Origin of the sequence: Mycobacterium sp. 360MFTsu5.1, assembly GCF_000383495.1 — a bacterium.
Classification (GTDB): Bacteria; Actinomycetota; Actinomycetes; order Mycobacteriales; family Mycobacteriaceae; genus Mycobacterium; species Mycobacterium mucogenicum_B.
Genome location: NZ_KB911467.1, coordinates 262341 through 276557 on the forward strand (window position 1 = coordinate 262341; position 14217 = coordinate 276557).

A 14217-nucleotide genomic window follows, 5' to 3' on the forward strand; every position below is an offset into this window, starting at 1 on the left:
CCACGCGGTCGGCTTGGCCGACACGATGGGAAGGAGCTGGGACGATGTCCGACGGGAAGCCCAACCTGCACTCGGTGCGTGACGTGACGCCGCGGCTGGAGTACCGCACCATCCACGGCTACCGGCGAGCCTTCCGGATAGCAGGTTCCGGGCCGGCGATCCTGCTGATCCACGGCATCGGCGACAACTCCACCACGTGGGAAACCGTGCAGACGCGCCTCGCCCAGCGATTCACCGTCATCGCTCCGGACCTGCTCGGCCACGGCCAGTCCGACAAGCCGCGCGCCGACTACTCGGTGGCGGCGTACGCCAACGGCATGCGGGACCTGCTCAGCGTGCTGGACATCGAACGCGTGACGGTCGTCGGCCATTCGCTGGGCGGCGGCGTGGCCATGCAGTTCGCCTACCAGTTCCCGCAATTGGTCGAGCGCCTGGTACTGGTCGGCGCCGGTGGCGTCACCCGCGACGTGAACATCGCGCTGCGGCTCGCGGCGCTGCCGTTGGGCACCGAAGCGCTGGCACTGTTGCGAATCCCGTTGGTACTCCCGGCGCTTCAGTTCGCCGGGCGTCTCGGTGGCGCGCTCCTCGGTTCGACCGGTCTGGGACACGACCTGCCGAACATGCTGCGGATCCTCAACGACCTGCCCGAACCCAAGGCCTCATCCGCCTTCGCCCGGACCCTGCGCGCAGTCGTCGACTGGCGCGGCCAGGTGGTCACGATGCTGGACCGATGTTATTTGACCGAAGCCATTCCGGTGCAATTGGTTTGGGGCACCCAGGATGCCGTCATCCCGGCCGCCCATGGCGAACTGGCACACGCCGCGATGCCGGGTTCCCGGCTCGAGTTCTTCGACAACTCAGGACATTTTCCATTTCACGACGACCCCGATCGGTTCGTGAAACTCATCGAGGAGTTCATCGACACGACCGCGCCGTCGGTCTACGACCGTGACGCCCTGCGCGGCCTTCTTCAGGCCGGCGTCACAACAAAGACGATGGACGCCTCGGTCGATATGAAAGCCGCGGTGTTCGACGCGATGGAGACCGACGAGCGCAGCGCGACCTAGTGGCCGTCGGCCGACGACGTGACGCCGCGGTGCGCGCGCAGCGCCTCGATTTCCCGTTCGAAGTCCTCAGCGGACGAGAATGAGCGGTACACCGAGGCGAACCGCAGATAGGCGACCTCATCGAGGTCACGCAGCGGACCGAGGATCGCCAACCCGACCTCATGGCTGGGCACTTCGGGAGATCCGGTGGCCCGCACCGCATCTTCGACCTTCTGTGCCAACAGGTTCAGGGCATCGTCGTCGACCTGCCGCCCCTGGCAGGCGCGCCGTACACCCTTGATCACCTTGTCCCGGCTGAACGGTTCTGTGACGCCGCTACGTTTGACCACCGCAACGACTGCGGTCTCCACCGTGGTGAACCGGCGGCCGCACTCCGGGCATGACCGGCGACGCCGAATCGCCTGCCCTTCATCAGCTTCTCGTGAATCGACCACACGCGAGTTCGGATGCCGGCAGAACGGACAGTGCATCACCGCTCCTTCGCCGCACCGACAATCGACCGTTTCGAACGGTCTCGAGCCTACCCGTGCCGCTCGGACGCGGCCGGGCGCCGTGCCGATCGAGGTGCGCACGGGCCGTCCTCAGCCGACCGGCGCGATCAGCGTCTGCCCGGCATTCAGGGCCACCGACGGCAGCTTGTTCAGTTCCTTGATGCGGTCGACGACGGCGCTGACCGGCGCATCGGGCGCCACCCGCCGGGCGACCTGCTGGATCGACTCCCCGGTCTGCACCCGGACCACCGCGAGCTGCGCGGGCACCGATGCTGCCGAAGACGTCGGCTGGACAGCTTCACCGAACTGCGCGACCAGACCCAGCCACACCGTGATCCCGGCCGCGACGAGGGCCAGCAGCACCGTGGTCAACGGCGTGATCGGGTTGCTGCGGTGCGAGGCGCGGGAGGTCAGGACACCGGTGCCCCGGTGGCGGAAGGCCGCGCCCGCGGGACGGGAGCCGGCAGGCCGCAGCCGGGCCTGGCGGTGCCGATTCACATCTGAACGCCGAGGCACGGTGCGGACGACGACGTCGGTCGGGTATTCACGGGTGATGACGGTCATGTCGGTTCCTCTCAGGAGTTCGTACATAGGTTCGATCGCTCTTGTGTTCGACTATATCGCCCAAATGTTCGAACGGTAGAACATGTGATCGAACTGTTGCGAAGGATACGACCACCCACCGACAAGTTCCGTTCCCCGACTCCGCGACCCCTTTCGCGACGTCACAACCGGATCCACCCCGCGACACGCCGAGCCGCCCGATCTCGAACACATGTTTGATGAATCGTGCGCACTGGGCTAGATTCGTCTCCATGAGCGACAGCACCGACACCACGGACGCCCAGCCAGGCGGACGGTCCAGCAGCCTCACCGAGCGCCAGCGGACCATCCTCGACGTCATCCGCACCTCGGTCACCACGCGCGGTTATCCGCCCAGCATCCGGGAGATCGGCGACGCCGTCGGGCTCACCTCGACCTCGTCGGTGGCCCACCAGCTGCGCACGCTGGAGAAGAAGGGCTATCTGCGCCGCGACCCGAACCGCCCGCGCGCCGTGGACGTGCGCGGCGCGGACGACTCGACCGGCGCCACCATCACCACCGACGTCGCCGGTTCGGATGCACTGCCCGAACCGACCTTCGTCCCGGTGCTCGGCCGGATCGCCGCCGGTGGCCCGATCCTGGCCGAAGAGGCCGTCGAAGACGTCTTCCCGCTCCCCCGCGAACTCGTGGGCGAGGGCTCGCTGTTCCTGCTGAAGGTGGTCGGCGAGTCGATGATCGACGCCGCGATCTGCGACGGCGACTGGGTCGTCGTGCGGCAGCAGAACGTGGCCGACAACGGGGACATCGTCGCGGCGATGATCGACGGTGAGGCCACGGTGAAGACCTTCAAGCGCACGAAGGGCCAGGTGTGGCTGATGCCGCACAACCCGGCGTTCGATCCGATCCCGGGCAACGATGCGGTCGTGCTCGGCAAGGTTGTGACCGTCATCCGCAAGATCTGACGCCCGCCGGACCTACAGATGAGCCCCGCTGCAGTCGCTCGCAGCGGGGCTCAGTCGTGATTCACGTCAGCCGCGGATGAACCCGTTGGTGACCGCGAATTCCTCACTGGCAAACCAGATTTGGACGGGCGCTTCGTCATAGCCGGGAGACCCCGGCACCCAGTACAAACCCGACTCCGTATTGGCCTTGATGCCGTAGCCCTCGGGCGGCTCCGCACCCGTGGCGACGCGGAACGACATCTGCGCGGTCTCGGGCTCCTCGGCCCCCAGCGCGTGGTGCCTGCCGCTCGCGGGACCGGCCACCACGGTCTCCTCGGCCGGCGTCGCGATCGCCGGCGGCTCGTCCACCGGCGCTTCCACGGGCGCTTCGGCAGCCGGTTCCGCCGTATCGGCAACCTGCTCCTCGGGCTCGGGCGCACGTTCGTCAGCGGCCTCGTCACCGGCTTCCCGCTCGTCAGCCGCCCGCTCGCCGGCGTCCCGGGGCCGCAGACCCGCGAAGCCCGCCAACCCGGCCGCCGTCAGGCCCGCTGCCGCACCACCGCGACGCAGGGCCTCGGGAAGCTGCACCGACGTCGTCGGCTCGTCGGCGGACTCGTCGTCTTCCGGCTCCGACTCGGTGGGCTCACTGGGCTCGGCCGCGTCCACCGGTTGGGCCTCGGCTTCGGCCTGTGCCTCGAACTCGTCGTCGGCCGGCTCATCCGCCTCATCCGCGGCAGGCTCGGCCGCGGGCTGTCCGGCCGTGAAATCGGGGTACACCGTCGGCGCGGTGTCGATGACGTCCGGGTTGCTCTGGAACTCGGGTCCCCCGTGCGGGCCGTCGAAATGCTGGTCCTCGGCCGGGTACTCGTCGCCGTACTCGCTGTCGGCGCCGCCGTCCGCATACTGCGGGTCGCCGTACTCCCCGTCGCCGAACTCGTGGTCGTCGTAGTCGTACGCGTCCTGGTCGTCGACGGCGTCCTGGCCGGCACTCCGCCGGCGTCGCAGCAGCGCCGCGATCACGATGCCGACCACCACCAGCAACAGCGGGATGATCGCCAGCAGCCACCACCAGTGGAACTGGTACCACTTGCCGGACTCGTCGGCCTGCGAGGTCACGCCACCCGGCAGATCGACGCTGGGCACCTGCAGGCCGCCCAACTGCGACGCCAGCTCGGCCGGCTCGGTGCTGAACGCCCGGGTGGACTTGTTCCACGAGATCGACCCGCCGCTGAACTTCTGGCTGACGACGTCGCCGTTGACCGTCTGGTCGGCGGTCGGTGCGCCGAGCTTGCCGGTGGCGCCGCCGAGCTTGTCCCACGCCGCGTTCATCGCGCCGCGGACGACGAACGCGCCGTGCTCGGGCGTCCAGAAGATCGCCGGGTTGTCGGCGGCGGCGAAGGTGGCGATCCGGCTCTTCGGCGCAATGCCGCCGTCGGTCTCGTTGCTCGCGGGGAATCCGAGATCGCCCTGCGGTCCGCCGGCTGCGCGGTACTTGGCCAGCACATCGCCGGTGATCGCGTGCGCACCGGTCGCCGGCGAATAGAAGATGGTGCCGCCGGCGAAGTTCTGCGCCACGCCGTCGCCGACCTTGTACTGGGCGCCCTGCTCGTCCCCGAGGGTGCCCTGCGGGCCGCCGGCCGCGCGGCGCGCCGCGGCGATGGCCGTCGTCGCGTCGCCTGGCACGTCCACCCCGGTCAGCTGGCCGGCCAGGTCGGCCGGCGTGGTGGTGAACGTCTTGGTCTTGGCGTTCCAGCTCACCTCACCGCCGGTGAAGGGCTGGGTGACGACGTCACCTTTCCAAGACTCGTCGGCCGTGGGCACACCGAGGGTGCCCGCCGAACCGCCGAGCTTGTCCCAGGCCGCGTTGATGGCACCGCGCACCACCCAGGCGCCGTTGTCGGGCGTCCAGAAGATCACCGGCTTGTCGGCGGCGCTGAACGTGCTGTTCCGGCTGTCGGTGGCCTTGCCGGCACCCTCGTCGATGGTCGGGAAGCCGAGATCGCTGTCCGCGGCGCCGCCCAGCGCCTGATATTTGTCGAGAATCGCGCCGTAGATGAGGTGGGCGCCGGTGCTCTCGCTGAAATAGATCTTGCCGCCCGCGAAGTTCTGCGCAAAGCCCGCGCCGACCTGGTAGACGTCACCGTCCTTGGCGCCCAGCTCACCTGTGTCACCGCCCGCGGCATCCCACGTGTGGGATATCGCCGCGTCGGCGTCGCTTTCCGGTGTCGCGTATGCCGTCGGAGCCATGAGCAATGCCACCGCGACAGAAAGGGCCCAGACACCAGCCCATCCGCCGCGGGTTCGCAGCCCGGTCATCGAATTCCTCCCGCGGTCGGCAAAACTCCGGATACAAATTCCGTCAGACAAACTCTCTTGATTGAGAGATTCTGTCAACTTTGCTTCAGTTCATGCCCATCGTGCGGGATATCGGGCAGTGACGCACCAGTGTGTCGCGGTTCGATATGCAAATAAATTCGCGCGGCAATTAGTTAAACGCCCAATCCGCGGCCGATGATCTCCTTCATGATCTCGGTGGTTCCGCCGTAGATGGTCTGGATCCGCGAGTCCAGGAATGCCCGGGCAATGGGATATTCGCGCATATACCCGTAGCCACCGTGCAGCTGCAGACACCGGTCGACCAGACGGACCTGCGCCTCTGTCGAATACCATTTGGCCATCGCCGCCTGGTCGATTGTCAGCTTTCGATCGAGATGCAGGCGAATGAACTCGTCGACCATGATTCGCACCGCGGTGGCCTCCGTCGCCAGTTCCGCCAACACGAATCGGCTGTTCTGGAAGCTGCCGATCGGCTTGCCGAACGCTTTACGCTCCTTGGCGTATTGCAATGTCGATTCCAGAACGGCCTCCATCGCGGCGGCTGCCATCACGGCGATGGAAATGCGCTCCTGGGGCAGGTTCTGCATCAGATACACGAATCCCATGCCCTCGACCCCGAGCAGGTTCTCGGCCGGAACTCTGACGTCGGTGAACGACAATTCCGCGGTGTCCTGCGCGTCGAGGCCGATCTTGTCGAGATGACGGCCGCGCTCGAAACCCGCCATGCCGCGCTCGACCACGAACAGGCTGAAGCCCTGCGCGCCCTTGTCGAGGTCGGTGCACGCCACCACGATCACGAGGTCGGCATGAATGCCGTTGGTGATGAACGTCTTCGAGCCGTTGAGCACCCAGTGGTCGCCGTCCTTGACCGCACGGGTCTTGATGCCCTGCAGGTCACTGCCGGTGCCCGGTTCGGTCATGGCGATGGCGCAGATCAGTTCACCGCTGCAGAATCCGGGCAGCCAGCGCTGCTTCTGCTCGTCGTTGGCCAACTCCAGCAGGTACGGCGCGATGACGTCGTTCTGCAGCGTGAAGCCCAGGCCGCTGTGCCGTCCCGCCGCGGTCTCCTCGCTGACGATGACGTTGTAGCGGAAGTCCGGGTTCCCGCCACCGCCGTACTCCTCCGGTACGGCCATGCCGAGAAAGCCCTGCTTACCCGCCTCGCGCCAGACCTCGCGGTCGACGATCTTGGCCTTCTCCCATTCCTCGCGGTAGGGCTCGGCGTGCCGGTCGAGGAACGCGCGGTAGGACTCCCGGAACAGCTCGTGCTCGGGTTCGAACAACGTGCGGTCGTACTTGATGACACCCATGCGAGACCTCCGGTACTGGATAAGTTTGCAACAACTTATCCCAACCGGACGGTTGGTTGTGAGCGGGCCCACACCCGGCGCGTCGCCGGGCACGAACTACCGAGACTGGCTACGTCCCGACTGCGAACGGCCGGCCTGCGAACGACCCGACTGCGACTGCGAACGTCCTGCCTGCGAACGGCCAGGAGCCTGCAGACCGCCTGTGCTGCGGCGGCGACGACGCTGCGCCTGTCCCGCCGTCGCGGTCTTGGCCGGACGGTTGCCGCCGCGAGGCGCGGGCGCCTCCTTGGGTGCCGGCGCGCGGTACGGCGCGATCTCGCCGACCAGTGCCTGCACCGGCGCTGAATCGGCGACGACTTCCTGCGGCCGGGCCGTGATGCCGGCCTTGCGCAGCAGCTGCTGGGCGTCCTTGCGCTGCTCGGGCAGCACGACGGTCACGACATCGCCGGCGCTGCCGGCGCGGGCGGTGCGTCCCGAGCGGTGCAGGTAGGCCTTGTGCTCGGCCGGCGGATCGACGTGGACGACGAGCTCGACCTCGTCGACGTGCACGCCGCGCGCGGCGATGTCGGTGGCGACGAGCACGCGCGCCTCGCCCGAGCTGAACGCGGCCAGGTTGCGATCACGCGCCGGCTGCGACAGGTTGCCGTGCAGGTCGACCGACGGCACGCCGGCCTCGGTGAGCTGCCGGGCCAGCTTGCGGGCCTGGTGCTTGGTGCGCATGAACAGGATGCGGCGGCCGGTGCCCGACGCCAGTCGCTGCACCAGGTCGCGCTTCTCGGCCGCACCGGCGACGTGGAACACGTGGTGCGTCATGGCCGGCGGCGGCGCGTCGATCTCGTCGACAGAGTGGGTGATCGGGTCGGACAGGAAGCGCCGCACCAGCTTGTCGACGCCGTTGTCGAGCGTCGCGGAGAACAGCATGCGCTGCCCGCCGGCGGGCGTGGCCGCCAGAATCCGGGTGACGCCCGGCAGGAAGCCGAGGTCGGCCATGTGGTCAGCCTCGTCCAGCACGGTGACCTGCACGGCGTCGAGGCTCACCAGCTTCTGCTTCATGAGGTCTTCGAGACGGCCCGGGCAGGCGATGACGATATCCACACCGCCGCGCAGCGCGTCGACCTGGCGGTTCTGCGACACGCCACCGAAGATGGTGGTCACCTTCAGTCCGACGGCGGTGGCCAGCGGTTCGACGGTCGCGGCGATCTGGGTCGCCAGTTCGCGCGTCGGGGCGAGCACCAGACCAGTGGGACGCGACGGGTGCCGCGCGGCGCCGGCCAGCCGGGCCACGAGCGGAATGGAGAAGGCCAGCGTCTTGCCACTGCCCGTGCGGCCGCGGCCGAGCACATCCCGGCCCGCGAGGGTGTCGGGCAGCGTGCTGATCTGGATCGGGAACGGCGCAGCGATGCCGCGGCCGGCGAGCGAGGCGACGAGCGCCTCGGGAACGCCGAGCTCGGCGAACGACGATGATTGTTCTGCGGACATGAAGGGACACAGCCTTTCCGGCACGGGGGGTCGACAATGCCGGCGGCAGTATCGGTCGCCGCGAGAAATGCTGGTGCAGAGGGAACTGAAGGCTCTCAGCCGTTCCACGACGTGATCAGCGGGCGCGTCCGGTATGGGTGCGCAGCCGATGTTGTTCAAAGCTTAGTGCCGAACGACTCGCACCGTTGACGACCACAGGCAGCCCCGCCCCTCCCGCGCAGCGAAAGACCTTGCCCCACAGGCGGTATGGCTACGGTGTGATTTCACCCACGGTCAGTCGGTACGGCCGTACCGAAGAATCGACACGGTCGACAAATTTTCGGCAAACGCCGGGTACCGGCCAGGCCACAGTGCGACGATGCGAAACGGGTGCCGATGACCGGGGTCGGCGACGTCGAAAGGGGGCGAGGGATGCGCACATTCGGACGCACCATCCCCGCAGCCGCAGCCGTGATGCTGACGGTGCTGAGCACCGTTCTGCTGGGCGTGGTTTCCATGGTGACCGCCGCGTTCACCCTCGCCGCGACCGCCCTGATCGTCCCGGGCACCGGCACGCCGAATGCCAACATCGTGGCCGGTTACCGCGAGAACGCCGACAACTACTACATCGCACCGTTCAACCCGTTGTGCACTCAGCCGACCTGCACGCTGAAAGGCATCAACTATCCCGCCCAGTTCTGGCCGATCCCCCTGCCCGGCTGGGGTGGACTGTCCGGCGCCAAGTGGAACGACTCGACGGGCCAGGGCATCCAAGCGCTGGATACGGCGCTACAGCTGGCCCTGCCGACAGCGACGCCCCAGAATCCCGTCATCATCTTCGGCTACTCCCAGGGCGGCAACATCGTCAGCCGGGAGAAGTCCACACTCGGCGGCCTGACCCAGGCACAGAAGGACGCACTGGCGTTCGTCATGATCGGCAACACCAACCGGCCCAACGGCGGCCTGTTCGAACGGCTGGCGCTCCTCGGCACGGTGCCGATCTGGGACGTCACCTTCGGCCTGCCGGCACCCACCAACACCGGTATCAAGACCACCGACATCGCGTTCGAGTACGACGGCGTCGCCGACTTCCCGCTGTACCCGATCAACCTGCTCGCCGACCTCAACGCCATCGCCGGTTTCTGGTACGTCCACGGCACCTACCTGGCGCCGAACGCGAACAGCGACGTCGGCGAAATCCCCGACCTCGAATACACGGCTCCGGAACTGAACGCCGCGCTCACCGATCCGAAGAATCAGACCGTGTACGGCGACACCACCTACATCACCATCCCGACCAAGACCCTGCCGATCGTCCGGCCGTTCCTGGAATTCGGCGGCTTCACCCACACCAGCTTCATCATCAAGCCGATCGTCGATCTGGTCTCCCCCGTGCTCCGCGTGCTCATCGACACCGGCTATGACCGCAGCCTCAGCCCGGGCGTCCCGGCGCCGTTCCGGCTGATCCCGCTGCTCAACCCCATCACGCTGACCGTGGACCTGATCAACGCGGCCGGCCAGGGCGTCAAGGCCGCGATCAGCGACATCACCGGCGGCAAGGTGCAGCTTCCGATCGCCGCGACCACTCCGGCCCCGACGCCGACGACGGTGGCGGCCCGCAACACGTCGAGCACGCCGACCGCGGTGTCCGCCACGCCGACCGGTGACACCAAACTCGCGCCCGCCACCGCCCCGAAGCTGTCGACGACCTCGGATCCCAAGGACACCGACACCAAGGACACGGATACCAAGGGCACCGACACCAAGACCCCGGATACGAAGACACCCGATACCAAGGTGACCGACCCCAAGACCACCGACTCGACCGGCCCGAAGCAGGACCCGAAGCCCGGCACCGACCCGACCTCCGATCAGGGCCCGGCGAAGGACGGTCAGACCTCTGCCACCGACAAGGGCGGCGAGAAGTCCGGCGACAAGACCACCGACAAGACCGGAGACAAGGCCAAGAAGCCGAAGAAGGACAAGAAGGTCAAGACCCCCAAGGCCGTGAAGCCGGCTGCCGAGAAGGCCGACAAGCCGGCAAAGGCTGCCGCCTGAACTAGGCGGTGACGAACTCGCCGAGGCTGGCGGCCAGCGCCATCGGCACCCAGCCCTTGATCCGGGTGCCGTCGGCGGTGTGCTCTGTGGCCTCGACGCGGCCCTCCGCGTGCACGCGGGCCACGAGGTCGCCCCGCTCGTAGGGAATGGTCACGTCGACGGCCGCGTCGGTCGGCTCGACGAGCTCGCACATGCGCAGCCGCAGCCGGTCCAGACCTTCACCGGTGTGCGCTGACACGAACACGGCGTCCGGCAACGCGCGCCGCAGGTGGGCGAGCGCCAGGTCGCCGGCGGCGTCGATCTTGTTGACCACCAACAACTCACGTGGAGCGGCGATGTCGTACTCGGCGACGACTTCCCCGACGACCTTGCGCACCGCGTTGATCTGCGCCAGCGGATCGGCATCGGAGCCGTCGACGACGTGGACGAGCAGGTCGGCGTCGACGACCTCCTCCAGCGTCGACCGGAAGGCCTCGACCAGCTGGGTCGGCAGGTGCCGGACGAATCCGACGGTGTCGGTCAGCGTGAAAGGCCGGCCGTCGTCCAACTGGCCACGGCGCGTGGTGGGTTCGAGGGTGGCGAACAGCGCGTTCTGCACCAGCACGCCGGCGCCGGTGAGGGCGTTGAGCAGGCTGGACTTGCCGGCGTTGGTGTAGCCGACGATGGCGACGGACGGGGTGTCACTGGCCCGGCGGCTGTGCCGCTGGGTGTCGCGGATCTTCTTCATGTCCTTGATCTCGCGGCGCAGCTTCGACATCCGCTCGCGGATGCGTCGCCGGTCGGTCTCGATCTTGGTTTCACCGGGACCACGCGTACCCACACCGCCACCGGCACCACCGGCACGACCACCGGCCTGCCGGGACATGGACTCACCCCAGCCGCGCAGTCGCGGCAGCATGTACTCCATCTGGGCCAGCGACACCTGGGCCTTGCCCTCGCGGCTGGTGGCGTGCTGGGCGAAGATGTCGAGGATCAGCGCCGTGCGGTCGATGACCTTGACCTTCACCACCTTTTCCAGCGAGTTCAGCTGCGCGGGGCTCAGTTCACCGTCGCAGATGACGGTGTCGGCGCCGGTGGCGAGCACGATCTCGCGCAGCTCCTGGGCCTTGCCGGAGCCGATGTAGGTCGAGGCGTCGGGTTTGTCGCGGCGCTGGATGAGGCCTTCGAGGACCTCGGAGCCGGCGGTCTCGGCGAGGGCGGCCAGTTCGGCCAGGCTGTTGTCGGCGTCGGCCGACGTGCCGTCGGTCCACACGCCGACCAGCACCACGCGTTCGAGGCGCAGCTGGCGGTATTCGACTTCGGAGATGTCGGCCAGTTCGGTCGACAGACCGGCAACGCGGCGCAGTGCCGCACGGTCTTCGAGGGCTAGTTCACCGACGCTGGGTGTTTCGGGATAGGTCATAGGTAGTTATCGATGGTGCCCGCAAAGTCAGCGGGCCGCATCTGAATTTCCTTCGTTCTCGTGCCACCATTCGGCGGCCAGTTCACCGTGCGCCAGCAGCACCGACGGCCCGCGCAGGAAGCTGGTGTCCGCGGTGATGGTCACGTTGACCTCACCGCCGGGGATCACCACCCGCAGGGTGCCGGTGTCCGCGCCGGTGTGGTTCAGTGCTGCCAACGTGGCAGCGACGGTTCCGGTTCCGCAGGAGCGGGTTTCGCCCACCCCGCGCTCGTGCACCCGCATGGCCACCACCCCGTTGGCGGGCGCGGTCAGCACCTCGACGTTGACGCCCTCGGGGAACTGGTCGGCGTCGAAGGACACCGGCGCCGCGACGTCCAGTGCGGTGAGCCCGGCCATGTTCAGCGACGGATCGACGCAGGCCAGGTGCGGATTGCCGACGTCGACGGCCAGGCCCTCGAAGGTGCGGCCGGCGATGACCGCCTTGCCGTGCCCGAACGAACGGACCTTGCCCATCTCGACGGTGACCTCGGCGTTGACGGCGTCGGCGCCGTGCAGGACCACCGGACGCGGCCCGGCCAGGGAGCCGACGACGAATTCGTCGCGGTGTTCGAGCCCGGAGGCGCGCAGGTAGTGCGCGAAGACGCGGACGCCGTTGCCGCACATCTGGGCGATGGAGCCGTCGGCGTTGCGGTAGTCCATGTACCAGTCGTCGGCGGCGACGCCGTCGGGAAGCCGGTCGAACACGCCGGCTTCCTGCGCGGCCCCCGCCTTGGTGACCCGCAGCAGGCCGTCGGCCCCCAGTCCGCGGCGCCGGTCGCACAGCGCGGCGATGACCGAGGGGGTCAGCTTCAGTTCGGCGTCGACGTCGGGCAGCACCACGAAGTCGTTCTGGGTGCCGTGCCCTTTCGAAAACCGCACAGCTTCAGGATACGTGGCGCCACCGACGGATGGTCTCGGCCGCATTGGCCCCGCTGTCCGAGGCGTCCCCCGGAAGCCAGACGATCCGGTGATCGCGGCGGAACCAGGACCGCTGGCGCCGTACGTAGCGCCGGGTGCCGATGAATGTGCGTTCCTGCGCCTCGGCCAGGGCGGCCGCGTCGCCGCCGGCGTCCAGCGCCGTCAGCACCTGCGCGTAGCCCAGGGCCCGGGCCGCCGTCACCCCGTCGCGCAGGCCGCGGGCGCGCAGGGCGACGACCTCGTCGACCAGCCCGGAGGCGAACATCAGGTCGGTCCGACGCTGCAGCCGGTCATCGAGAACCTCTGTGTCCCAATCCAATCCGACGATGAGGGTGTCCCAGCGCGGGGCCCCGATCTGTGGCGCCGAGGCCGCGAACGGCCGGCCGGTGAGTTCGACGACCTCCAGCGCCCGCACGATGCGCCGACCGTCGGTGTTCAGGATCGACGCGGCGGCCTCGGGATCGACGCGCGCCAGCTCGCCGTGCAGGGCCGTGACCCCGACCTCGGCCAGCCGGTCCTCCCACCGGGCCCGCACCGCGGGATCGGTCGCCGGGAACGACCATTCGTCGAGCAGTGCCTGGATGTACATCATCGATCCGCCGACGATCACCGGCACGGCGCCGCGCGCAGCGATGTCCTCGATGTCGGCCGCGGCGGCCGCCTGGTACTTCGCGACGGTGGCGTTGTCGGTGACCTCGAGGACGTCGAGCTGATGGTGGACGATGCCGCGCCGCTCGGGCACCGTCAGCTTGGCGGTGCCGATGTCCATGCCGCGGTAGAGCTGCATGGCGTCGGCGTTCACGATCTCGCCGCCCAGCTGTTCGGCGAGGTCGAGTCCCAGGGCCGACTTGCCGCTTCCGGTGGGGCCGACAACCGCGATGGGCCTCACTGCGGGGTCCAGGTGCCGACGAAGTAGCCGACGCCGTAGGGCGCGCCGCGGTACAGCTCGGTCGCTTTCGCGTCCGGTCCGGCCAGCCCGGCCAGCACCTGGTAGGCGACGCGGCCGAGTGCGCCGGACAGGCCGGCGATCGTGGCGACGTCGCCGGTGCCCAGCGCCTCGTCCCACTGTGCTTGTCGCGCAACCGAATCCGGATCGAAGCCGCCGGGCGCCGCGGCGGTCAGGGTGTTCGCGCCGTCGGCAACCACGAGCACGCCGACGGGGTCAGCGGCCGATTCCAGCTCGGCGCGCAAGGCACGACCGCGCTCCAGCGCGATGTCCGGAGCCAGGTCGTCGGCGAAAACCCGCACGTCGACCGTCGCTCCCGCGGTCACATTCCCCCGCACCCAGCCGGCGATCAGCGCGCACAACGGCAGTGGTCGTACCTCACCGGACGAGTCCGGCGTGAAGGTGACCCGGACGTCGGCGCCGTAACCGGCGAAGGTGCCGACCGCGTCGGAGGACACCCGGTCGTCGTCCGGACCGACGCCGATCGCCACCCAACGCGCCGGGAGGTCCTGTGCCGCGCACCGCACCGCGGCCGTCAGGTCGGCCAGTTCGGCCGCCGCGCCGGACGCCAGTTCAGGCACCAGAATGGGGGCCGACGGGACGATGGCGATATGTGTCAGGCCGGCGCTACGCACGCGTCCACGCTAACGAGTCCGGCAAACGCCTGCGCAGACGGCGGGTCGACCTGTTTGAATAGCGTGCGAGTA

General features: G+C 68.6%; 12 protein-coding genes. 3 read left to right on the forward strand and 9 right to left on the reverse strand.

The features are described from left to right. Positions 1 to 44: 44 nt before the first annotated feature. Entirely contained in the window at positions 45 to 1067 is a 1023-nt protein-coding gene (locus H289_RS0116205) for an alpha/beta fold hydrolase (RefSeq protein ID WP_020101854.1), read from the forward strand. Here the strand turns inward: H289_RS0116205 and nrdR are convergent. Next, on the reverse strand, positions 1064 to 1537 hold the full coding sequence (gene nrdR / locus H289_RS0116210; RefSeq protein WP_029105324.1) for a transcriptional regulator NrdR: 474 nt from the start codon (positions 1535 to 1537) through the stop codon (positions 1064 to 1066). The genes H289_RS0116205 and nrdR overlap by 4 nt on opposite strands. A 111-nt stretch (positions 1538 to 1648) precedes the next feature. Further along, entirely contained in the window at positions 1649 to 2122 is a 474-nt protein-coding gene (locus H289_RS0116215; protein WP_029105325.1) for a LysM peptidoglycan-binding domain-containing protein, read from the reverse strand. Between the two features lie 251 nt (positions 2123 to 2373). On the opposite strand from H289_RS0116215, the gene lexA reads away from it, so the two are divergent. After that, a complete protein-coding gene (gene lexA, locus H289_RS0116220) occupies positions 2374 to 3063 on the forward strand; it encodes a transcriptional repressor LexA (RefSeq protein WP_020101857.1) in 690 nt (229 codons plus the stop codon). A gap of 66 nt (positions 3064 to 3129) precedes the next feature. Here lexA and H289_RS0116225 read toward each other — a convergent pair whose 3' ends face one another. From H289_RS0116225 to H289_RS0116235, 3 genes are all read right to left on the reverse strand, one after another. Beyond that, the gene (locus tag H289_RS0116225) at positions 3130 to 5358 is read right to left on the reverse strand and encodes a sunset domain-containing protein (protein WP_020101858.1); all 2229 of its coding nucleotides are present in this window, start codon (positions 5356 to 5358) and stop codon (positions 3130 to 3132) included. A 173-nt stretch (positions 5359 to 5531) separates the two neighbouring features. Continuing rightward, entirely contained in the window at positions 5532 to 6689 is a 1158-nt protein-coding gene (locus H289_RS0116230) for an acyl-CoA dehydrogenase family protein (protein ID WP_020101859.1), read from the reverse strand. A gap of 96 nt (positions 6690 to 6785) precedes the next feature. After that, positions 6786 to 8168 (reverse strand): DEAD/DEAH box helicase, encoded by a 1383-nt coding sequence (locus H289_RS0116235; protein ID WP_020101860.1) that lies wholly within the window; start codon positions 8166 to 8168, stop codon positions 6786 to 6788. A gap of 411 nt (positions 8169 to 8579) precedes the next feature. Between H289_RS0116235 and H289_RS30665 the strand changes: the two genes are divergently transcribed. Then, positions 8580 to 10205, forward strand: coding sequence for a PE-PPE domain-containing protein (locus H289_RS30665; protein ID WP_020101861.1), 1626 nt, complete (start codon positions 8580 to 8582; stop codon positions 10203 to 10205). A gap of 1 nt (position 10206) precedes the next feature. On the opposite strand, the gene hflX is transcribed toward H289_RS30665, so the two are convergent. From hflX to H289_RS0116260, 4 genes are read right to left on the reverse strand one after another with little or no spacing between them, the layout of a single operon-like run. Continuing rightward, on the reverse strand, positions 10207 to 11607 hold the full coding sequence (gene hflX, locus H289_RS0116245) for a GTPase HflX (RefSeq protein ID WP_020101862.1): 1401 nt from the start codon (positions 11605 to 11607) through the stop codon (positions 10207 to 10209). 27 nt (positions 11608 to 11634) lie between these two features. After that, positions 11635 to 12525 (reverse strand): diaminopimelate epimerase, encoded by an 891-nt coding sequence (dapF, locus tag H289_RS0116250; protein WP_020101863.1) that lies wholly within the window; start codon positions 12523 to 12525, stop codon positions 11635 to 11637. Positions 12526 to 12529: 4 nt separating this feature from the next. After that, positions 12530 to 13453, reverse strand: a complete 924-nt coding sequence (gene miaA, locus H289_RS0116255; protein ID WP_020101864.1) for a tRNA (adenosine(37)-N6)-dimethylallyltransferase MiaA — start codon at positions 13451 to 13453, stop codon at positions 12530 to 12532. Continuing rightward, positions 13450 to 14145 (reverse strand): class III extradiol ring-cleavage dioxygenase family protein, encoded by a 696-nt coding sequence (locus H289_RS0116260; protein WP_020101865.1) that lies wholly within the window; start codon positions 14143 to 14145, stop codon positions 13450 to 13452. The genes miaA and H289_RS0116260 overlap by 4 nt, the downstream gene beginning before the upstream one ends. Positions 14146 to 14217: the final 72 nt, after the last annotated feature.

Bases quoted from the DNA above. Each gene is read 5' to 3' on its own strand.
- H289_RS0116205 (WP_020101854.1), top strand. From the start codon at position 45: ATGTCCGACGGGAAGCCCAACCTGCACTCGGTGCGTGACGTGACGCCG.
- nrdR (WP_029105324.1), bottom strand. From the start codon at position 1,537: ATGCACTGTCCGTTCTGCCGGCATCCGAACTCGCGTGTGGTCGATTCA.
- H289_RS0116215 (WP_029105325.1), bottom strand. From the start codon at position 2,122: ATGACCGTCATCACCCGTGAATACCCGACCGACGTCGTCGTCCGCACC.
- lexA (WP_020101857.1), top strand. From the start codon at position 2,374: ATGAGCGACAGCACCGACACCACGGACGCCCAGCCAGGCGGACGGTCC.
- H289_RS0116225 (WP_020101858.1), bottom strand. From the start codon at position 5,358: ATGACCGGGCTGCGAACCCGCGGCGGATGGGCTGGTGTCTGGGCCCTT.
- H289_RS0116230 (WP_020101859.1), bottom strand. From the start codon at position 6,689: ATGGGTGTCATCAAGTACGACCGCACGTTGTTCGAACCCGAGCACGAG.
- H289_RS0116235 (WP_020101860.1), bottom strand. From the start codon at position 8,168: ATGTCCGCAGAACAATCATCGTCGTTCGCCGAGCTCGGCGTTCCCGAG.
- H289_RS30665 (WP_020101861.1), top strand. From the start codon at position 8,580: ATGCGCACATTCGGACGCACCATCCCCGCAGCCGCAGCCGTGATGCTG.
- hflX (WP_020101862.1), bottom strand. From the start codon at position 11,607: ATGACCTATCCCGAAACACCCAGCGTCGGTGAACTAGCCCTCGAAGAC.